The 20,922-nt window shown below is 64.2% G+C and carries 17 protein-coding genes; 12 read left to right on the forward strand and 5 right to left on the reverse strand.

Features of this window, described 5'->3' with window-relative positions; translation table 11 throughout:
- Positions 1-80: 80 nt before the first annotated feature.
- Positions 81-1,733 carry a malate synthase A gene (aceB, locus tag OCL88_RS11200; protein WP_264962551.1) on the forward strand — a complete coding sequence of 551 codons (1,653 nt, stop codon included), beginning with the start codon at positions 81-83 and terminating at the stop codon, positions 1,731-1,733.
- A 194-nt stretch (positions 1,734-1,927) separates the two neighbouring features.
- On the opposite strand, the gene OCL88_RS11205 is transcribed toward aceB, so the two are convergent.
- Positions 1,928-3,121: a CynX/NimT family MFS transporter gene (locus OCL88_RS11205; protein ID WP_264962552.1), complete on the reverse strand. Its 1,194-nt coding sequence runs from the start codon at positions 3,119-3,121 to the stop codon at positions 1,928-1,930.
- An 82-nt stretch (positions 3,122-3,203) separates the two neighbouring features.
- Positions 3,204-4,424, reverse strand: a complete 1,221-nt coding sequence (locus tag OCL88_RS11210; protein WP_166185876.1) for an ROK family transcriptional regulator — start codon at positions 4,422-4,424, stop codon at positions 3,204-3,206.
- A 183-nt stretch (positions 4,425-4,607) separates the two neighbouring features.
- On the opposite strand from OCL88_RS11210, the gene OCL88_RS11215 reads away from it, so the two are divergent.
- From OCL88_RS11215 to OCL88_RS11245, 7 genes are all read left to right on the forward strand, one after another.
- Positions 4,608-5,348, forward strand: coding sequence for a sugar phosphate isomerase/epimerase family protein (locus OCL88_RS11215; protein WP_021471618.1), 741 nt, complete (start codon positions 4,608-4,610; stop codon positions 5,346-5,348).
- Positions 5,345-6,487, forward strand: coding sequence for a Gfo/Idh/MocA family protein (locus OCL88_RS11220; protein ID WP_264962553.1), 1,143 nt, complete (start codon positions 5,345-5,347; stop codon positions 6,485-6,487). Before OCL88_RS11215 ends, OCL88_RS11220 begins: the two co-directional genes overlap by 4 nt.
- 45 nt (positions 6,488-6,532) lie before the next feature.
- Entirely contained in the window at positions 6,533-7,858 is a 1,326-nt protein-coding gene (locus tag OCL88_RS11225) for an ABC transporter substrate-binding protein (protein WP_021471620.1), read from the forward strand.
- 62 nt (positions 7,859-7,920) lie between these two features.
- A complete protein-coding gene (locus OCL88_RS11230; RefSeq protein ID WP_264962554.1) occupies positions 7,921-8,931 on the forward strand; it encodes a carbohydrate ABC transporter permease in 1,011 nt (336 codons plus the stop codon).
- A complete protein-coding gene (locus OCL88_RS11235; RefSeq protein WP_021471622.1) occupies positions 8,924-9,763 on the forward strand; it encodes a carbohydrate ABC transporter permease in 840 nt (279 codons plus the stop codon). The genes OCL88_RS11230 and OCL88_RS11235 overlap by 8 nt, the downstream gene beginning before the upstream one ends.
- Before the next feature lie 63 nt (positions 9,764-9,826).
- Positions 9,827-11,017, forward strand: a complete 1,191-nt coding sequence (locus OCL88_RS11240) for a Gfo/Idh/MocA family protein (RefSeq protein WP_264962555.1) — start codon at positions 9,827-9,829, stop codon at positions 11,015-11,017.
- Positions 11,018-11,019: 2 nt separating this feature from the next.
- Positions 11,020-12,018, forward strand: coding sequence for a sugar phosphate isomerase/epimerase family protein (locus tag OCL88_RS11245; RefSeq protein ID WP_264962557.1), 999 nt, complete (start codon positions 11,020-11,022; stop codon positions 12,016-12,018).
- 88 nt (positions 12,019-12,106) lie between these two features.
- Here OCL88_RS11245 and OCL88_RS11250 read toward each other — a convergent pair whose 3' ends face one another.
- Together OCL88_RS11250 and OCL88_RS11255 are read right to left on the reverse strand one after the other, a co-directional pair.
- The gene (locus tag OCL88_RS11250) at positions 12,107-13,696 is read right to left on the reverse strand and encodes a molybdopterin-dependent oxidoreductase (protein WP_264962558.1); all 1,590 of its coding nucleotides are present in this window, start codon (positions 13,694-13,696) and stop codon (positions 12,107-12,109) included.
- A gap of 106 nt (positions 13,697-13,802) precedes the next feature.
- Positions 13,803-15,347 (reverse strand): IclR family transcriptional regulator, encoded by a 1,545-nt coding sequence (locus tag OCL88_RS11255; RefSeq protein ID WP_264962559.1) that lies wholly within the window; start codon positions 15,345-15,347, stop codon positions 13,803-13,805.
- 165 nt (positions 15,348-15,512) lie between these two features.
- On the opposite strand from OCL88_RS11255, the gene OCL88_RS11260 reads away from it, so the two are divergent.
- Genes OCL88_RS11260 through OCL88_RS11270 form a run of 3 tightly spaced genes read left to right on the forward strand, consistent with a single transcriptional unit; the run spans position 15,513 to position 18,486 of the window.
- Positions 15,513-16,826, forward strand: coding sequence for an MFS transporter (locus OCL88_RS11260; protein ID WP_264962560.1), 1,314 nt, complete (start codon positions 15,513-15,515; stop codon positions 16,824-16,826).
- A 12-nt stretch (positions 16,827-16,838) separates the two neighbouring features.
- On the forward strand, positions 16,839-17,825 hold the full coding sequence (locus OCL88_RS11265; protein WP_264962561.1) for a hydroxyacid dehydrogenase: 987 nt from the start codon (positions 16,839-16,841) through the stop codon (positions 17,823-17,825).
- 19 nt (positions 17,826-17,844) lie between these two features.
- Complete coding sequence (locus tag OCL88_RS11270) at positions 17,845-18,486, forward strand: RraA family protein (RefSeq protein ID WP_264962562.1); 642 nt, start codon at positions 17,845-17,847, stop codon at positions 18,484-18,486.
- A gap of 330 nt (positions 18,487-18,816) precedes the next feature.
- Here the strand turns inward: OCL88_RS11270 and OCL88_RS11275 are convergent, their stop codons facing one another.
- A complete protein-coding gene (locus tag OCL88_RS11275; protein WP_264962563.1) occupies positions 18,817-19,917 on the reverse strand; it encodes a YeiH family protein in 1,101 nt (366 codons plus the stop codon).
- 101 nt (positions 19,918-20,018) lie between these two features.
- Between OCL88_RS11275 and OCL88_RS11280 the strand changes: the two genes are divergently transcribed.
- Entirely contained in the window at positions 20,019-20,918 is a 900-nt protein-coding gene (locus OCL88_RS11280) for a LysR family transcriptional regulator (RefSeq protein WP_201434211.1), read from the forward strand.
- Positions 20,919-20,922 lie beyond the last annotated feature (4 nt).

Raw genomic sequence — 20,922 nt, forward strand, 5'->3', positions numbered from 1 at the left:
CTCGAGGGCTGTAGTGGTTGTTCTGAACGTTCAGAACAACCACTACCGCCAGTCAGTTGGTTCCTGAAGGGACAATTCCAATGAACAGCTTCACCGACAACTTCACCATCAACGGCATCACTTTGACTGCGCAGCCCATTTGCCGGCAGGGCGAGGTCCTGACTCCGGACGCGCTTGAGTTTGTCGGCAAGCTGCACCGGGCCACCGCCGAGCGCCGGCAGGAACTCATGCAGGCACGACACGCACGTCGCAACCAGATTTCCAGTGGCCAGGACCCGCGCTTCCTGCCGCAGACCGAGGCCATCCGGAATGACCCGTCCTGGCGGGTGGCTCCCCCGGCCCCGGGTCTGGAGGACCGTCGAGTGGAGATCACCGGCCCGGTGGATAAGAAGATGACCATCAACGCCCTGAACTCCGGTGCGAAGGTGTGGCTGGCGGACATGGAGGACTCCTCCACCCCGACGTGGCGCAACGTCATCCAGGGCCAACTCAACCTGACAGACGCCCTGGAGCGCCGGATCGATTTCACCACCCCCGAAGGCAAGGAATACAAGCTCAAGGCCGCCGAGGACCTGCCCACCATCGTGGTCCGCCCCCGCGGCTGGCACCTGCCGGAGAAGCACATGCTGATCGACGGCAAGCCGATCGCCGGCGGCATTGTGGACTTCGGCCTCTACTTCTTCCACAACGCCCGCCGCCTCCTCGCCCAGGGCAAGGGCCCGTACTTCTACCTGCCCAAGATCGAGAACCACCTCGAAGCACGGCTCTGGAACGACATCTTCATTCTGGCCCAGGACCTGCTGGGCATCCCGCAAGGCACTATCCGGGCCACGGTGCTGATCGAAACCATCACCGCAGCGTTCGAAATGGAAGAAATCCTCTACGAACTCCGCGACCACGCGTCCGGCCTGAACGCCGGCCGGTGGGACTACATCTTCTCCCTGATCAAGAACTTCCGCACCCGCGGACCGCGTTTCGTCCTGCCGGACCGCGGCCAGGTGACCATGACCCAGCCGTTCATGCGCGCCTACACCGAACAGCTGGTCCGGGCCTGCCACCGCCGCGGCGCCATGGCAATTGGGGGCATGGCGGCAGCAGTTCCGAACCGCAAGGACGAGGCTGCCAACACAGCCTCCTTCGAGAAGGTCCGTACGGATAAGACCCGCGAAGCCAACGACGGTTTCGACGGTTCCTGGGTGGCCCATCCGGACCTGGTACCGGTGTGCCGCGAAGTCTTCGATTCGGTGCTCGGCGAGGCGCCCAACCAGCTCACCAAGAGCCGCGAGGACGTCACCCCGGATGACCGCGCCTTGATCGACATCGCCAGCACCCAGGGCACCATCACCGAGGCCGGCATCCGCCAGAACATCGAGGTGGGCATCCGCTACATCGAGTCCTGGCTCCGGGGCAACGGCGCAGTGGCCATCCACAACCTCATGGAAGACGCCGCCACCGCCGAGATCTCCCGCTCCCAGCTCTGGCAGTGGATCCACTCCCACGCCATCACCGAACACGGCGATATCATCTCCCGGGAATGGGTCCAGGACATGCTGGACGAGGAATTCGCGCGACTGGAACGCTTCGACGGAGACCGCTTCGCGGACGCCCGCAGCATCTTCGAAGAAGTCACCCTCACCGAAGAATTCCCCACCTTCCTCACCATCCCCGCCTACGCCCGCTACCTCACCGAGGCCCGGGAAGAAGCGACGGCTGAAGAACTCGTCGCCGCCTAAGAGCAGCAACGCCTGGGAACAGCAACGCCTGGGAACGACAAACCGAAAGCCCCGACGCTGGGCTGCCTGCACTCTTCGCAACAAGTGACCCCGAAGGCCGGGGAGGCAGCCCAGCACCGGAAAACCACCCATCTGGGTCGCAGTTAAGCACGTTTTGAGGGCTCAAAACGTGCTTAACTGCGACCCAGTTGGGGTTAAGGCTGGGTGGCGACCCAGCGCACCGACAGCGTGGTGCACACACAGAACGCGAGGACCGAGCCGAGGATGACCAGCAGCGGCGCGGTCCACCCTGCGGACACGTCATGGACGTAGCCCACGATTGTGGGAGCAAGCGCGGCAAAGCAGTAGCCAACACCCTGCACGACGGCGGACATCTTGCCGGCCGAGGCCTGGTCGCGGGCGAACCTGATGACGGCAATGAAGATCACCGTGATGCCGCCACCCTGGGCCACTCCGCCCATCGAGGACCAGAGCCACCACAGCTGCGGGGCCAGCAGCAGGCCAACAGGAACGGTCAACCACAGCGCACTCAAGGTGACCGCCACCGTCGTCGTACTGGTGAAGCGGGCCAGGAGCGGAACGCCGAGGCCGCCCACAATCGCGAAGATCTGGAACAGTGAGGACCCTGCGCCGGCCTCGGCGGTACCCATCCCGAGTTCATCGGACAGGAAGCTGGGCAGCCACGCCGTAACGCCGTAATAAGAGAACGCCTGCCCGGCGAAGCCAACAGTCAGCCCGGCTATCAGCCATCGGACGCCGGCCACCCGTCCGGAACCCGACGGCGGAGCAGCAGGCACGGGAGCAGGGACCAAGGCACGGCGGACACCAACGGTGGGAATCCAGAACAGGATCGCTGCCAGTGCCAACAGGGCGCTGGCTGCGAGGGAGAGCCGCCAACCCAGCAGCTCAGCCAGCGGCGCGGTCACCACGGAGGTCAGGAACGAGCCGATGTTCAACGCCGCGGTGTAGACGCCCATGGCGGTGGCTTGGCGTCGCGGAGCGAAGTCGCGCCGGATGATCAAGGGCACTGCGATGTTGCCGATGGTGATGGCGACGCCGATGAGCACCGTACCCACCATCACGGGCACGCCTCCCCCGCTGGAGCGCACCACAACGCCGGCCAGCACTCCCAGCAGGGTAAGCATGACGGCGAATTCGGCCCCGAACCGGCGCCCGGCGAGGGATGCCAGCGGGGATGCGAGCGAAAAACACAGCACGGGAATGCCGGTCAGCAAGCCCAACTCGACCGGCGAGAACCCCAGGTCCGTGCGCAGCGAGTCCACCACCGGCGCAACGGCAACGAACGGCCCGCGCATGTTGAGGGCGATGAGTCCGATGCAGGCAAGGATCAGCCACCCGCGCGGAACTTTGGCAAGCAATTGGTTCACGGAGCGGGCCGCAGGATCTCAGGAAACGTTTTCATCAGTTTCATTGCTATCACGACGCCGCCCAGCCCCGAAAAAAGACGGCTCAGCCCGTTGCCTGCAGCGTGGCTTCAATCACCGAGGGCGACAGGACGTACTGGGTGACCATCTGGCTCGCGCCCAGGATTGCGGCGCGGTCCCCGGCCATGGAGATACCGATCCGCAGGTGGGTGGTAGCCAGCGGCAGGGAACGCCGGTACACGACCTCGCGGATACCGGCCACGAGGTGCTCTCCAGCCTCGCCGACGCTGCCGCCGATCACGATCATGGACGGGTTCAGCAAGTTGACCACCGTGGCCAGGACATCCCCGACGTCGCGTCCGGCCTGGCGCAGGGCCTGGATCGCTTGCAGGTTCCCCTCCCCCACCAGCCGCAGCACGTCTGCGCCGGTTGACGCTTCCAGCCCAAGTTCGTGGAGTTGGCGTGCGACGGCGGGACCTGAGGCCAGCGCTTCGAGGCACCCGTAGTTGCCGCAACGGCACAGCACCTCGTCGCCGCGGGGCACGCGGACGTGGCCCAGGTCCCCGGCGGTTCCGTTGGCGCCGCGCTGCAGCTCTCCGCTGCTGATGATGCCGGCACCGATGCCCGTGGCCACCTTGATGAACAGGAAGTTCTCGTGCTCCGGCCAGTAAGCGGTCCGTTCGCCGAGCGCCATGATGTTCACGTCGTTGTCCACCAGAACCGGGACAGGCAGCGAGCGCTGGACGTAAGGGACGACGTCGAACCCGTCCCAACCCGGCATGATCGGCGGCTTCACCGGCCGGCCGGTGTCGTGTTCCACTGGTCCGGGCAAGCCGATGCCCATACCGGCGAGGTCGCCCATTTCCCGTCCGGCCTCGGCAAGGAGTTCCTTGCCAGCGGCTATGACGCGCCCCAGCACAATGTCCGGGCCATCGGAGACGTCTTGCTTGAGCCGCTGCTCGGCGAGGATTTTCCCTCCGAGGTCCGTGACCGCAACGATCACGTGCGTGGCGCCGACGTCGACGGCCAGGACCACGCGGGCGGCTGGTTTGAAGGCAAAGCGCGACGGCGGACGCCCGCCACTGGAGCTTGCCTCACCAGCGGGTCCTACGAGCCCGGAGCTGATGAGTGCGTCGATGCGGGAGGCGACGGTGGAGCGCGCGAGGCCGGTGGTCAGCGCGAGTTCGGCACGGGTGCGGGCCTGCCCGTCACGGAGCAGCTGGAAGAGGTCACCGGCACGGGAAAGACTTCCGGCCTCCGGCGCAGAGGGCTCTTTTCCGGCGTCGTTCGCGGGGGCTGAAGTCATGAATCAGTGATAGCACGGATGGTTATGCGTGTCACGCGGCAAAAGAACGCCGACGTTTTTTCAACTTTTGCTTGACGCTCGACAAAAGTCCCCCTAGGTTGTGAGGTACAGCACATCACGCCCGCAAATGGTGATTATCACCAGGGTCGATCTGCGCTCAAACCACAACGACGAGGAGAGACAGTGTCATACTCGATCCAGCTCTACACGGTCCGAAAGGCCCTGGAAGAGGATCTTGCTGGAACCATCCAACGTTTGGCTGACATCGGGTTCACCATGGTGGAGCCCTACCGGTTCGTTGCCAAGGCAGCGGAACTCAAAAAAGCACTTGCCGAAAACAACCTCACTGCACCCTCCGGGCACGCTCCCCTCCTGAGCGATGACCAGGACGCCATCTTCGAAGCGGCCCGGCAGCTGGGAATCGGCACCGTGATCGATCCGCACGTTCCGATCGAGCGCTGGAACAGCATCGAAGACATCAAAGCCACCGCAGAACAGCTCAATGCCGCCGCGGCCAAAGGCGCGGAATACGGCGTCCGCGTGGGCTACCACAATCACTGGTGGGAAGTTGAGTCCGTCATTGACGGAAAGACCGCCATTGAACACCTTGCCGACAACCTCGCTCCCGAAGTGGTCCTGGAACTGGACACCTACTGGGCCGCAGTGGGCGGGCAGGACCCGGCCGAACTCCTGGCCAAGCTCGGTGACCGCGTGAAGTTCATCCACATCAAGGACGGTCCCGTCACCTCCGACCCCTCCAGCCAGCTGGCGGTTGGCGACGGGAAGATGCCCATCTGGGACGTCCTGGCCGCCGCAGGTTCCCTGGAAGCCGGCGTCGTTGAACTCGACGACTTCCAGGGCGACATGTTCGAGGCCGTCCGCGACAGCTACAACTACCTCAGCGCAGGAAAGGTCTCCGCATGAACCACGCCGCAGGAGCAGCGTTCGGTCCACTGGGTTCAGGTCCCGTGGGAGTCGGCATCATCGGTGCCGGCGTCATCAGCAAGCAGTATCTGGACAACCTCACCAGCTTCCCCGATGTGCGGGTCGTCGCCATCGGCGACCTGTTCGAGGAAGCAGCGGCAGCCCGGGCTGCCGAGTACGGAATTCCCGCCCACGGAGGCGTGGACGCCGTCCTCGGCCATCCTGAGGTCGAAATCGTCATCAACCTGACCATTCCTGCTGCCCACGTCGAGGTGGCTACCCTCGCCGTCAACGCCGGCAAGCACGTGTGGAGCGAGAAGCCCTTCTCCCTGGACCGGGAAAGCGGGCTTGGCCTGCTGAAGGCCGCAGACGCTGCCGGCGTACGCCTCGGCTGCGCTCCCGACACCTTCCTCGGTGCCGGGCTGCAGACGGCGCGGCGGATGATCGAGCGTGGAGACATCGGCACCCCGCTGACCGCCCTGACACTGATGCAGTCACCGGGACCGGAGTCGTGGCACCCCAACCCGGCCTTCCTCTTCCAGGACGGCGCCGGACCCCTCTTCGACATCGGCCCTTACTACCTCACAACGCTGGTGCAGACCTTCGGCAGCATCCGCCGCGTGGCCGCCTTCGGATCCAAGTCCCGCGAATCGCGCATCATCGGTTCCGGGCCCAAGGCCGGGGAAAGCTTCGAGGTCACGGTCCCCACGCATGTCAGCTCCATCCTCGAGTTCGAGGGCGGCGAGTCTGCCCAGAGCATTTTCAGCTTCGATTCACCGCTGAAACGCGCCGGGTTCGTCGAGATCACAGGCACCGAAGCCACCATCGCCTTCCCGGACCCGAACATGTTCGACGGCGACGTCAGGATTTGCACCCTTGGCTCTGACGACTGGACGGTAGTGCCCTCCGTGGGTTCCACCGCCAGCCGGGGTGCGGGAGTTTTGGAGATGGCCCGGGCAATCCGTGAAGGCCGTCCCCACCGGGCCCAGGGTGAACTCGCGTTCCACATCCTGGACACCATGGCTTCCATCTCGGAGTCGATCGATAACCGCGCCTTTGTGGATGTGGAAAGTTCCGCAGCCAAGGTACCGGCCCTCCCCGAGGACTGGGACCCCACCGCAGCAACCCTTTCGGCCTGATCCCATCCCCTTAGGCAACTCGACGACGAGAAAACCGGAGCAACAATGAAGAATCCCCTGAAAGTCCTATCGGCGCTGACGGCCACGGCCGCGCTCGCATTGGGCATGACCGCGTGTGGCGGCGGAGATAATACGCAGGCCTCCTCCGACACCATCACGTACTGGGCGTCGGACCAGGGCAACAGCCTTGACGACACCGCCGCAAAGCTGAAGCCCAGCCTGGACCGCTTCACGGAGAAGACGGGAGTCAAGGTCAAGCTGGAAGTCATAGGCTGGACCGACCTTTACAACCGCATCCTGACGGCTGTCACCAGCGGCGACGGTCCGGATGTCCTGAACATCGGCAACACGTGGGCCGTGACGCTGCAGGAGACGGGTGCTTTCGAGCCCGTGGAAGGTGAGCTCCTGGACGCGATCGGCGGCAAGGACCGCTTCCTGCAGACCAGCTGGTCCACCGGTGGAGCCGAGGGCAAGACGCCCACGTCCATCCCGCTCTACGGCTTGGCGTACAACATGTACTACAACACGAAGATGTTCAAGGAAGCAGGCATCGAAAAGCCTCCTGTGACCTGGGAAGAATTCGTCGCTGACGCCAAGAAGCTGACCAAGGACACCAACGGCGACGGCAAGCCGGACCAGTGGGGCTTCACCGCTGCCGGCGCATCTGTTTCCGCCAACTCCCACCAGGCCTTTATCCGCGGCCTGCAGAACGGCGGCACGCTCTTCGACAAGGACGGCAAGCCGACGTTTGACAGCGATCCGCAGGTGGCTGGTGTCAAGCAGTGGGTCGACCTGATGGCAGTGGACAAGGTGATGTCGCCGTCGGACGCCGAACTTAGCCAGGGCGCCCAGAAGGTGGACAACCTCATCAACGGCAAGGCAGCCATGATGTTCGACCAGAGCCCGCTGAAGAACTTCGCCGCACGCGACTTCAAGGACTGGGGCGTAGCCCCGGTCCCCATGATGACCGCCGACGCGACGGGCGACCGCGCCACCCAAAGCCACGTGGCCGGTATCAACCTGAGCGTGTTCAAGAACAGCAAGAACAAGGCGAACGCCATCAAGCTCGCCGCGTTCCTGACCAGCGATGAGGAGCAGGTTGCCCTGAACAAGGCATACTCCTCCCTGCCGGTGGTGACCGAAGCCTCCAAGGACGCTGCGTTCCAGACCGAGGAGGTCAAGGCCAAGAACGACGCCCTGGCCAACCACTCCCTGCCCATGCCGCTGATCGCGAAGGAAGGCCAGATGGAGACCCTCACGGGTACCGCGATCAAGAACCTCTTTGCCAAGGCAGCAACCGGAACTGTTTCCGAAGACGACATCAAGGCGGCCCTGAAGGACGCCAATAACCAGATGGCCGCGGCCCAGTAACGACGCCTCGCGGGTGGGGGCACCACTGCCGGTGGTGCCCCCGCTCCGGCAAAGGAGTTTCGATGTCCCACTCAACGCTGGACAGCGGCAAGACCGCTGCAGGCAGCACCAAGGCTGCCAAACCTGAGCCCGGCGGGCCAGCCACCGCCGCCCCCGCGCCCCGGAAGCGGCGCCGTTCCTTCCTCCCCTACGGCCTGATCGCCCCGGCCGCCCTCCTTGAACTCCTGATCCACATCGGCCCCATGCTCCTGGGTGTCTGGATCGCTTTCATCTCCCTGACCCAGCTGAACCTGACCAACTGGCTCAACGCACCGTTCGTCGGCCTGCAGAACTTCATCAACGGCCTGAACCCGGAAAGCACCATTGGACAGGCCTTCTTCAGCACCGTGGGCCGCACCCTGGGCTACACCATCCTGGTGGTGGGCTTCTCCTGGGTCCTGGGCATGGCCGGCGCAGTGTTCCTTTCCTCCAACTTCAAGGGCCGCGCCATCCTGCGGACCTTCTTCCTGGTCCCCTACGCCCTTCCTGCGTACGTCGGAACCATCGCGTGGGCCTTCATGTTCAACCAGCGTGACGGTGCCGTGAACCAGATCCTGGTGGACACACTCCACCTCTTCGGCGACGAACGGCCCTTCTGGCTCCTGGGTGAAAACTCCTTCGGCGCCATGGTGATCGTCAATGTCTGGCAGCTGTGGCCGTTCGCGTTCCTGATGCTCATGGCCGCCCTGCAAAACGTCCCCAACGACGTCTACGAGGCAGCAGCCATTGACGGCGCAACCCTGTGGCAGCAGTTCCGCACCATCACCCTGCCCATGGTGCGCCCGGCCAACGGCGTGCTCCTCATGGTGATGTCGCTGTGGACCTTCAACCAGTTCAACATTCCGTTCGTCCTCTTCGGTGCCACGTCACCGAAGGAAGCCACGCTTATATCGCCGTTGATCTACCAGAACTCGTTCGGCAGCTGGAACTTCGGCTTGGGCGGAGCGATGAGCGTCCTGCTGCTGATCGCCCTGTTCATCGCTTCCGTCTTCTACATCCGCATGGTGCTGCCCAAGGGGGCCGACAATGATTGAGACCCGCAACTTCCGGATCCTGAGGAACGTGGTCCTGACCATCCTGTCCCTCTGGGTCGCCGTACCGCTGTTCGTGGTGGTATCCACCTCCCTGAAGCCGCTGAAGGACGTTTCCGGCCTTTTCCAGTGGATTCCCCGCGAAATCACGCTTGCTCCGTACTTTGATATTTGGACCACCGTGCCGCTGGCCAAGTACTTCCAGAACAGCCTCATCATCACCATCGCCGCCACTGCGTTCTCCGTGACCGTCGCTGTGTTGGCGGCCTACGCGATCGCGAGGCTGCCGTTCAAGGGCAAGCGCGTTTTCAGCCTGACCGTCCTGTCCACCCAGATGTTCCCCGGCATCCTGTTCCTGCTCCCGCTGTACCTGATCTTCACCCAGATCCGGAACATCACCGGACTGCAGCTCCAAGGTTCCTACCTCGGGTTGATCATCACCTACATGACGTTCACCCTGCCGTTCGCCATCTGGATGCTCAGCGGGTACTTTGCTTCCATTCCCAAGGAGTTGGAGGAAGCATCCATGATCGACGGCACGGGAAGGATGGGCGCGCTGTTCCGCGTGATCCTTCCGGTGGCCAAGCCGGGCATCATCGCCGTCGCGGTCTACTCATTCATCTCGGCATGGGGCGAAGTCTTGTTCGCCTCGGTCCTGACCAATGAGGCTACCAAGACGCTGTCCCTCGGCTTGAAGGCCTATGCCAGCGAATCCGACGTGTTCTGGAACCAGCTCATGGCCGCATCGGTCGTGGTCAGCCTGCCGGTCCTCATCGGATTCATCCTGGTCCAGCGGCACCTGGTGGCCGGCCTCTCAGCGGGCGCCGTCAAGTAGCAACGACCATTTCCGGGGCCGGGAGTCCTCCCGGCCATCCGGCCCTTCTTTAGGAGCATCACAATGAACACGGCGCATACGCCAGCGCTGTCGCAGGACAGCAGCACAGCCCGCCCCTTCGGCGTGGCCGCCATCGGTTACGCCTTCATGGGGAAGGCCCACTCGAATGCATGGCGGAATGTGGCCAGTTTCTTCGACGTCCCGGCCTTCGAGCAGAAGGTGCTCGTAGGCCGGGACGCAACCCAGGTGGCCGAAGCCGCCGCCAAGTACGGCTGGGCGGAATCGGCGACCGATTGGCGTGAAGTCATTGAGCGGGACGACATCCACATCATCGACATCTGCGCCCCCGGCTGGATGCACGCTGAAATCGCCGTCGCCGCCCTCGAAGCCGGCAAACACGTCCTGGTCGAAAAACCCCTCGCCAATACCCTCGCCGAGGCCGAACTCATGACCGCCGCCGCAGCCAAGGCCCGCGCCCGGGGCGTACAGTCCATGATCGGCTTCAACTACCGGCGCGTCCCCGCGCTGGCCCTGGCCCGGGAGCTGATAGCGGAGGGCCGGCTCGGCACCGTCCGCCACGTCCGCGCCGCCTACCTCCAGGACTGGCTTTCCGACGCCGAATCCCCCATGACGTGGCGGCTCCGCAAGGAGACAGCGGGCTCGGGAGCGCTCGGGGACATCGCCTCCCACGCGATCGACCAGGTCCTCTTCCTCCTCGGCGACGCCGTCACCGAGGTCACCGGCCGCCTCCAGACCTTCGTTGACCACCGCCCCGGAGAGGCAGGACTGGAAGAAGTAACGGTCGACGACGCCGCTTGGGCCACGCTGACCCTCACCTCCGGAGCCATCGCCTCCGTGGAAGTCTCCCGCGTAGCCACGGGACAAAAGAACTCCCTCAAACTGGAAATCTATGGCGACAAGGGCACCATCCTGTTCGACCTCGAAGCCCTCAACGAGCTCGGCTTCCTGGACGCCACCGTTCCCGTGCGGGAACAGGGTTTCCGGCGGATCCTGGTCAACGAACCCGAACACCCGTACCTTGAGGCATGGTGGCCGCAAGGACACATCATCGGCTGGGAACACACCTTCACCCACCAGGTCCGCGATTTCCTCCTGGCCATACAGGACGGAACCCAGCCGTCGCCGTCGTTCGAGGAGGGCCTGAACGTCCAGCACGTCCTGGCCGCCATCGAAGAGTCCGCAGCCGCCAAAAGCTCATTGATCCAACTGTCCAGCACCACCGAAGGAGCCTGACCATGCCCCGCCCGTACACCCTGTTCACCGGCCAGTGGGCCGACCTCCCCCTCGAGGAAGTCGCGAGTCTTGCCTCGGGCTGGGGCTATGACGGCCTGGAAATCGCCGTCTCCGGAGACCACCTGGACGCCTGGCGCTGGGATGAACCCGGCTACGTCGAATCCAAGCTCGAACTCCTGGACAAGTACAACCTCAAAGTCTGGGCCATCTCCAACCACCTCAAAGGCCAAGCCGTCTGCGATGACCCCATCGACTTCCGCCACGAAGCCATCGTCGGGTCCAAGGTGTGGGGCGACGGGAACCCCGAAGGTGTCCGGCAACGCGCCGCCGAAGAAATGAAACACACCGCCCGCCTCGCCAAGGCTTTGGGGGTGGACACCGTGGTCGGGTTCACAGGTTCTTCGATCTGGCAGTACGTGGCCATGTTCCCGCCCGTTCCGGAAAAGGTCATCGACGCCGGCTTCCAGGACTTCGCCGACCGATGGAACCCCATCCTTGATGTCTTCGACGAGAACGGCGTCCGCTTCGCCCACGAAGTCCACCCGTCCGAGATCGCCTACGACTACTGGACCACCGTCCGGACCCTGGAGGCGATCGGCCACCGGGAGGCGTTCGGCCTGAACTGGGACCCCTCCCACATGATGTGGCAAGGCATCGACCCCGTCTCCTTCATCTGGGACTTCAAGGACCGGATCTACCACGTGGACTGCAAAGACACCAAGGTCCGCCAAACCGGCCGAAACACCGTCCTCGGTTCCCACCTCGCGTGGGGCGACCCCCGCCGCGGTTGGGACTTCGTCTCCGCAGGACGCGGCGACGTGCCCTGGGAAGCATCCTTCCGCGCGCTGTCCGCGATCGGCTACAACGGCCCCATCAGCATCGAATGGGAAGACGCCGGCATGGACCGACTCCACGGCGCCCCCGAAGCCCTCGCCGCCCTGAAGAAGTACGACTTCCCCGCCTCGCAAACCTCCTTCGACGCAGCGTTCAACCAAGGCTAGGAAGAGAGGGGCGGGCGTGACCGTCACCGTGAAAACGGCGTCATGCCCGCCCCTCTTTAGGCCAGCAGCAAGGGGTGCTTCATGCGCCCTATTCCACAGTGACCATGACTGAGGGCCAGCCGGAAGCTCCGTCCGGTACGGGATCGGCGCGTTTGTCTGTCTGCACTTCGCCGGTGCCGTCCGTCGCGCGGGCTCTGACATAGTGGTTGCCGGGCGTTGCGTTCCACTCGTACGACCACTGCCGCCACGTGATGGTGGACGTTTCCTCCGACAGCGTGGCCTCCACCCAGTCGCCGTCGTCTATCTGCACCTCCACTTTGGTGATGCCCCGGGTTTGGGCCCAGGCGGTGCCACCGACAGCGACCTTCCCGGCCGGCAGTTTCGCAAAGGACGCCGGGACGTCCACCCTCGCCATGGTCTTGATAGGTCCCCGCTCGGACCACCCCCGCTCGGTCCAGTAGGCCTTGCTGTCTGCGAAGCGGGTGACTTCCAGGTCGACGACCCACTTGGTTGCGGAGACAAAGCCGTACAGTCCTGGAACCACCATGCGCACCGGGTACCCGTGCTCAAGAGGCAGGGGTTCGCCGTTCATGCCGATAGCCAGCATCGCATCCCGGCCATCTTCCTGCAGGACTTCCAACGGAGTGGAGGCGCTGAACCCGTCAATGGAACGGGACAGGACCATGTCCGCGCCCTCCTTCGGGCGGGCTTTGGCCAGGACATTGCGCAGGGGCATGCCCAGCCATTTCGCGTTACCGACCAATTTTCCGCCCACGGGATTGGAGACGCAGGTGAGAGTGACGTGCGATTCGATCAGCTCCGCGTCGAGCAGGTCCTGGAAAGTCAGCGTGATCTCCTCTTCGACCATCCCATGGACCCGAAGTTCCCAGTCCTCGACGTTGATCTCGGGAACGCTCAAGGCTGTATCGATCCGGTAGAAATCCTTGTTCGGCGTCAACCATGGCAACACACCCTTCACCGGCGACTGGACATTCGCCGGTACGGGGGCAGCTGGCCTGGAGGGCACAGGAAGCCTTAGTGCATCCCGGGCCTGGGCGATGTTATTCCGGGCCGCGCTCAGCAACCGGCCACCGGTAGCAGCGATACCGGCCGCCGCCGCCGTCACACCGGCAGCGGCAAAGAAACGACGGCGGCTGGTGACGCGGCCGCCGTCGGGAGTGTCGGCGTCGCTTGCCATATCCGCCGGGATTTCCGGCCAAGCCTTCAACCGCCACACCGGCAGGAGAAGCAGGCGCAGGACCGCCAGTCCTGCAAAAGTTCCTGCAATGGATGGGATAGCATCCGCGGGTTGTACCCCGGCCCGCGTCAGGACACAGGCGACGATCACGGCACCCATGAACAGCACGCCCAGGACCCCCAACGCCCACTTCCGATACGCAACCAGACCCAACACACACGCCAGAACCGCAATAGTCAGGCCCATCCCAACCAAGAGGGCGGCCTTGTCATTGGTACCGAACGTTGCGATCGCGAAATCCTTCAACCACGGCGGCGTGAAATCAATGAAGGTGGCCCCCAGAGCGAACAACGGCGTTGCCCTGGCCGTAAAGAACGCACCGACTAACTCCGCGACTGCCAGTACAACCGCGGCCGATACCACCCCTGCCAACGCGGCCATACCCTTGGCATCCCGGATCCTGCGCCTATTCCTAGTCATGTATAGAGATTCGGAGCAGTCGGGCGCTCGGATCGGTGTACAAACCCGCCAGGTCGAAACCATGAGCCGCCGAGCTACGTCTCAGCGGGCGCCGGCGCGCCTGAATCTAGGCCGCGTCAGCGGACAGCAGTTTGGTGACCCGCCCGGCGCTTGCCCGGACCGCTTCAGTCAGTTCTGCCAGGGGCGCATCCTGCACCCGGTAGCGGGGAATGGTAATGGTGAGGGAACCGCGGACTTTCCCATCGATGAAGAAGGGGGCGGCTGTGCCGTAAGCTTCCGGAATTCTCTCTCCGTCGCCGATGGCCCAGCCGCGTTGGCGGATCTGGTCGAGGTCTGCGGCCAAGGCGGTCTGGCTCGTAAGCGTTCGCTCGGTGAAGGCTTCCAGGTCGATGCTGTCCAGGGCAACAGGCAGATGGGCAAGTATGGCCTTGCCGGCTGCCCCTGCGTGGAGTGGTATCCGGGATCCGGGCTCCAGGACGTAGCGGACACCGCTGTGTGAACCGGCGTAGGTTGCGGCCAGGTGTGCCGCTCCGGTTTCGCTATCGAGCAGTGCGAGCCCTACTGTTTCGCCGGTCTTCCGGGCAAGATCGCGTAGTTCGTCGTCAATGAGGCCAGTCAAGGTCGTTTGCGGGCCTAACTCTGCAGCCCACCGCATAAGAGCCGGACCGGCAATCCAGCTCCTGGGTCCGATCTGCGTCATGAGCCCGGATTCGGCAGCCGAGTCGGCCAGCCGCCTTGCTGCGACAGAACCGGCGCCCACAACATCGGCAAGCCGCCCTGAGCCAAGCTCCGTGATGGGCCTGACACACAGCTCCGTCAGAAGCAGCGAGATGCGCTCGATGAGGGTCGCCGGCCCCTGCTCTTTCTTTTCACGCGTGACCGGCTCCTGAGATGCGGAACGCACTGCCGACTCAAGTTCCGCAGCGGCTTGGCGAAGCCGATCGGCCGTTTCCGTGACGTCACCTTCGTCAAACTCGTTGCGTGGCCGCGAGAGTGAGATGGATCCCACCAAATGCTCGCCCAAGCCAAAAGGTACGGCGACACCGGCGGCATCCGGGATGTGCTGCCCCAAGCTCACCACCGCGCCGAGGTCTGCGTGGGATCGCAGTGCCTTTTCCACCTGGGCGCGTGTGGCCATTGAGTGATCGGTGTACTTGACCAGGCGCTCAGGCAGATTTTCCGTCCCCCGGCGCAACAGGATAGCCAATCCGAGCGCACCGGCATGGACAGGCAGTCGGCTCCCTGGCCGGAGCGTGTATCTAACCGGGGCGTCAGGTTCATGGGATATCAGCACGAAGCATTCTTCGGGGTCGTGGGAGGCAATGGCCAGAAGGGCCGTGGCGCCGGTGTCCTTACTCAGCTCAGCCAGCAGTCGTGAACCGCAGGAGAGCAGCGGGTGTCGTTCGTGGAGCGTCTGCGCCAGAACCCGGAGGCGGGGGCCCACGGTGTACGCGCCGTTGGCGTCCCGGGACAGCAGGCGCTCTTCAACCAATCTGCCCAGATTGCGGCTGATGGTGCTCTTGCTGGCCCCAAGATACTCGGCCAACTCGCGGACTCCCCACCCGTATCCAGCCCGGTCAATCATGGCCTCAAGGACCGCAAAAACTTCCGATGATCCGTCCCGCGGGGTTGAGCGCACGCCCTGTTCCATGCCCGCAGTATCTCACGCCTCCACTGGCAGGCCGTAGGCCGACCGGGCACACCAACACCCCGCCGCGGCTTTCATCTTGACAGTGGCATGGAACACATGCATCCTTTAATCAATCACACCAAACGGGACACTGTCCCAATAATCTAAAGACAGAGAGGTCTTAGGATGACAACCCCAACCCTCGCCACTCCCGACCTGGAGCATCGCAAGAAAGCGAAAAAGGCCACTGGCGTTGCCGCTTTCGGTACGTTCATCGAGTACTACGACTTCAGCGTCTATGGCTACGTGGCCGCTACGCTGGCAACAGTCTTCTTTCCCAGCGATGACCCGCTGATGTCATTGCTGAACACCCTGTTGGTGTTCGGCTCCGCCTTTGTCGTCCGCCCGCTAGGAGCCGTGTTCTTCGGCCGTCTGGGTGACCGTAAAGGCCGCCGCTACAGCCTGATCGCCAGCATCTCGCTCATGGGCGCTGCCGCCACCCTGACCGGCCTCCTTCCCGGCTACGCGCAGATCGGCGTGGTGGCCCCCATCTTGCTCGTGCTCTTCCGTATGCTGCAGGGCTTCTCCACCGGCGGCGAGATTGGCGGTGCCGCGGCCTACATCAGGGAATGGGCGGAACCGAAACGACGCTCCCTCTACGTTTCGATGATCCCCAGCATCGCCCAACTGGGTAAGGGCCTCGCCGCAGGCCTTGCGGCACTTGCTGCTGCAGCCATGCCAGCCGCAGCCATGGCCGACTGGGGCTGGCGTATCCCATTCCTCCTCGCCCTGCCGCTGGGCATTCTGTGCCTTATCCTCCGGCTCAAGGTCGAGGACAGCCCGGAATTCACGGCCATCAAGGACCAGGACAACACCACCGAAAAGCCGTTCCGTGAAGTGATGTCCAAGTACCCCAAGGCACTGGCCAAGGTCACCACCATCTCCCTCGTCCAGAACCTTGGCACCTACATCGGCACAGTCTTTGTTGCCGTCTACTTCAGCGAAGTCCTCGGTTTCAAGAAGAGCGAGGCCTCCACCATCGTTTTGCTCGCCGTGATCTTCGCCGCCGTGCTGATCCCCTTTGCCGGCCAACTGGGCGACCGCATCGGTGGGCGCAAGGTCCTCCTCTGGTCCTACCTTGCCTACGCCCTGATCTCCATCCCGTCCTTTGCCCTGATGAACCAGCATTCCTTCGCCCTGGCGCTGCTCGGCCTTGGTCTCGGCATCATCCCTTACGCCCTCTGCCAGGCCGGCACCTACGGGTCCATGCTCGAGTTCTACCCCACCAGGGTCCGCCACACAGGTGTCGCCTTCGGACACAGCATCGGAGCAGTCATCGGCGGCGGAGCCGGCCCCTACTTCGCAACCTGGCTGATCGACCAAACCGGCAACACCTTCGTCCCCGCCTTCGTGCTGGTCGCCGCCGGCCTGATTGGACTCCTCGTCGTCGGACTGCTCGTGAAACCAAACCACAACCCGTCCGAACATCTCTACCGATAGGCCCGTCCCACCATGAGCGAGATCTACGTCTCCGACCCCATCCATCCCGACGTCCTGGCGGATATCCAGGCCGCAGCCACCGTTCACCTCGGCTACGGCCCCCACAAGGTCGACTATTTGGACATCAGCGCGAACATCGACGCCGTGATCCTCCGCGCCGAAAACTTCACCCGGGACATCATCGCGGCGTCCCCCCAGCTGAAGATCATCGCCCGCCACGGAGTGGGCACCAACAACGTCGACATCGACGCTGCCACCGAGCACGGGGTCTGGGTTACCACCACGCCCGGAGCCAACAGCAACGCAGTCGCGGAACATGTCTTCGCACTGCTACTCTCCGGCGCCCGGCGGGTCCCCACTGCCGTGTCGCGGGTCCACGCCGGGAATTGGTCTGAAGGCAAAGCCGACCTCATCGGCTTTGAACTCTCCGGGCGCACCATGGGCATCATCGGATTCGGCGCCATCGGGCGGCGCGTCGCAGCCATCGCACAAGGTTTTGGAATGACTGTCCTGGCATGTGATCCCGTAGCCACGGAGAAGGAGGTTACTGCCGCCGGTGCCCGCTTGGTCCCCCTTGATGTACTTATCACCGAGGCTGATGCCATCAGCATCCACGCCCCGCTGCTTCCCTCAACGCGACACATGATCGGGGCACAGGAACTGGCACGGATGAAAAAGACGGCATTCATCGTCAACACCTCCCGCGGCGGGCTCGTCGACGAATCCGCGCTTGCGGCGGCGCTTACCGAGGGACTGATCGCGGGGGCCGCCTTCGACGTCCTCGAAGCCGAAAGCATCGACATGAAGGACCCCCTCACTCATACGCCCTTCCCGCACACCACAATCCCGGGACTGGTTCTGACACCACACATCGCAGGACAAACCGAAGAGGCCTTCCTTGAAGCCGGAACCGGCTCTTGGGCCGAAGTGAAGCTGGTGCTCGCCGGCCACGCCCCCACTCACCCGGTCAACAACGCCCTCAGTCCGGCGAACGCCTGATCACCCGCAGAAAGTCCCCATGTACATCAACGTCTCCGCTGACAACATCTCCGTCAATCCCGAATGGCCAAGGCCACCCCAAAACCTCGTCCAGTCCCTCGCAGCCTACCCTCCGGCCCTGATCGGCGACGTCCGAAACCGCCTCGACATGATGTCGGCCGACATCCGCTGCTTGACCCCCAACGCCCGCCTTGCCGGAGCAATCCTGCCCATCCAGGTCTGGGAGGGCGATAACCTCGCGATCCACCGCGGCCTCGATGAAGCCAAGCCAGGCGATGTACTGGTGATCGCAGGCAACGGAGTCACTAATCGCTCCGTGTTTGGTGGAATCCTCGCAGAAATCTGCCTCAGCAAAGGGGTCACGGGCGTCATCATCGACGGAGCTGTACGCGACATCGAAGAAATCAACGACATGGGGCTCGCCCTGTACGCCAAAGCCACCGTACCCGCCGGCCCCTCCAAGAACGGACCGGGCGCCGTCGGGAAACCTGTCGCCTGCGGCAACGTCGTCTGCAACCCCGGAGACATCGTCATCGGCGACCACGACGGCATCGTGGTCGTCCCGCAGTCCGAGGCATTCGGAACACTCCACCGGCTCCCCCACCAGGAAGATATGGAACGGCAAATCCGGGACCGCGTAAAAGCCACAGTCACCGACTAGCCACTGTTGGCCGCCACCCACACCGGTGGCGGCCAACGTCGTCTTCGCCAAGAGAGCCGAACCACATGAACAAGCACAATCACACTCAATGGGAAGGCCTGATTGGAGCCATTGTCGAGATCCGCCACAACGGAAGCGTCGTGCGCACCGGAATGGTGGACGATGCCATGACGGACGGCTCCGCCATCTGGATCAGCGCTGACAGCAGCCAGCCCCGCCGCATCTATGAGAAATCAGAGGGATTCCTGGTATACGTCGAACCCCGTCAGCTCACGGGAAAATCGACCTACAGAATGACTACTGGGAACCTATACCAGGCCCACGTACCAGCTAACCAGCCAACACCACAGCCCCGAGGCCCAGAGCCGCAATCAACGCCCACGCGAACAGAGCCATGACCAAGGACCGCGGTCCGGCGTGCAGGAGTTCGCGCACGCGCACCGAGGAACCCAGGCCGAAGAGGGCTGCTCCAAGGGCGATCTCCTGCGCCAGGTTTCCGAAGTCCAGCACCGCCGGCGAAGCCCAGCCGAGGCTGCGGACCGCGATCATGGCCAGGAAGCCCACCACGAACAGGGGGACGATCGGCGGGAACGTGCCCGCATAGTCCGCTGCAGCGGCCGTTGCCCGCCGCCGTCGTCGTTCAAACAGACCTGCGGTGGCGACGATCGGAGCCAGCAGGACCACCCTGGACAATTTGATGACCACCGCGGCGCTGAGTGCAACAGCACCGGCCGTCTGGGACGCAGCGACAACCTGCCCCACGTCGTGAACCGATGCACCAACCCAGCGGCCGAACGTCACGGCATCCAAGCCCAGGGGGTGCATGAGCAACGGAAGCGTGCCGATGGCCAGGGTGCCGCACAGGGTTACGAGGGCCACCGGCAGCACCGTGTCCTGGTGCTTCGTTCCTCGAACCGCTGCCATGGCACCGATCGCCGAGGCACCGCAAATGGAGAATCCCGTGGCGATGAGAAGAGGTGCGTCGCCGGGGAGCTTGAAGAGCTTGCCCAAGGCGTACGTACCCGCGAAAGAGAGCAGTACCACCGCGGCGATAAGCGCAAAGGACTGCCAGCCGAGGGCCGCGATGTCCCCGAGGCTGAGCTTCAGGCCCAGGAGGACGATGCCGGCACGCATCAAGTGCTTGCCCGCGAATCGAAGGCCGGGTTGCCAGGATCCGCCAACCCATCCCGAGACGCCGGGCAGGTTTGCCGCTGCGATGCCGAGGACCACCGCCAGTGTCATGGCGGGCAGTGACGGCAGCAAGGCGTGGATGCCGAACGCCAGGGCCAAGGCCACGACGCACGCTGCCAGCCCGGGCGCCAGGGAAAGGACAGGCCCACGACGCCGGCCGCCACGTCCGCCGCTCCCGCCCCACCCGGGGGTCGCAGGGGCTTCCGATGCGGCGGAGGTCCGCGGCCGTGTTGTGCTCATGGTTCCACCATCCCCCGAATCCCCTCCCAGCGGTAGCCGCCTTTCCGGCCTGAACTCATGCGCAATTGACATGACCTGAAGGCTGCACATATCTTCCAAGCATGAGCAGCCGCCCGGACCTGACCGCGTTGGAGATCCTCGTCCTGGTGGCAGAGACCGGTTCGTTGGGGGCTGCGGCAAGGCGCGTCGGCATGGCCCAGCCGAACGCCAGCCGTGCCCTCGCACGGCTGGAACGCCAACTCGGCCTCACCCTCGTCGTCAGGACTCCGGCCGGCTCACGGGTCACCACCGAAGGGGAGGTGGTGACTGCCTGGGCCCGCGAGGCACTCGGTGCGATGGACCGGATGATCCTTGGCGCCCGGTCCTTGGCAGCGGAGCAGGCCGCCCACCTTACGGTTGCGGCCAGCCTGACCATCGCCGAGTACCTCGCACCGCGCTGGCTGGCACGCTTCCGCAGGGCACACACGGACCTGCACGTGAGCTTGGCGGTAGGGAATTCGGGAGAAGTCCTTGAGCAATTGGCTGCACGAAAAATCCCCTTGGGCTTCGTGGAAACCCCCACAGTTCCGCGCACTGTGGCGTCAACTACGGTGGCCCGCGACGAGCTGGTTGTGGTGGTCGGAACGAGCCATCCATGGGCGCGGCGACGCACTCCCGTGGAGCCCGGCGAACTGATTGCCGCGGAGTTGGTGCTCCGCGAAGTCGGCTCGGGAACCCGCGACACCTTGGTCCGGGCGTTGGAGCGGTCCGGCACCCCGTTGGCGGCAACGAGCATGGAACTTGCCAGCACGGTGGCGGTCAAAGCGGCCGCCGTTGAAGGTTCGGCGGTGGCTGTGCTGAGCGAACTGGCTGTGACGGCGGAGCTTGCCACGGGCCAACTCGTGGCAGTGCCCGTCCAAGGGCTGGATCTCACCCGTTCACTGCGGGCTGTCTGGCTGCCCGAGCGACGCCCGGAGGGGACTGCCGCGGAGTTGATCCGCATCGCCAAGGCGAGCAAGTAAAAGC

Origin of the sequence: Paenarthrobacter sp. PAE-2, from assembly GCF_026013155.1 — a bacterium.
GTDB lineage: Bacteria > Actinomycetota > Actinomycetes > Actinomycetales > Micrococcaceae > Arthrobacter > Arthrobacter ureafaciens.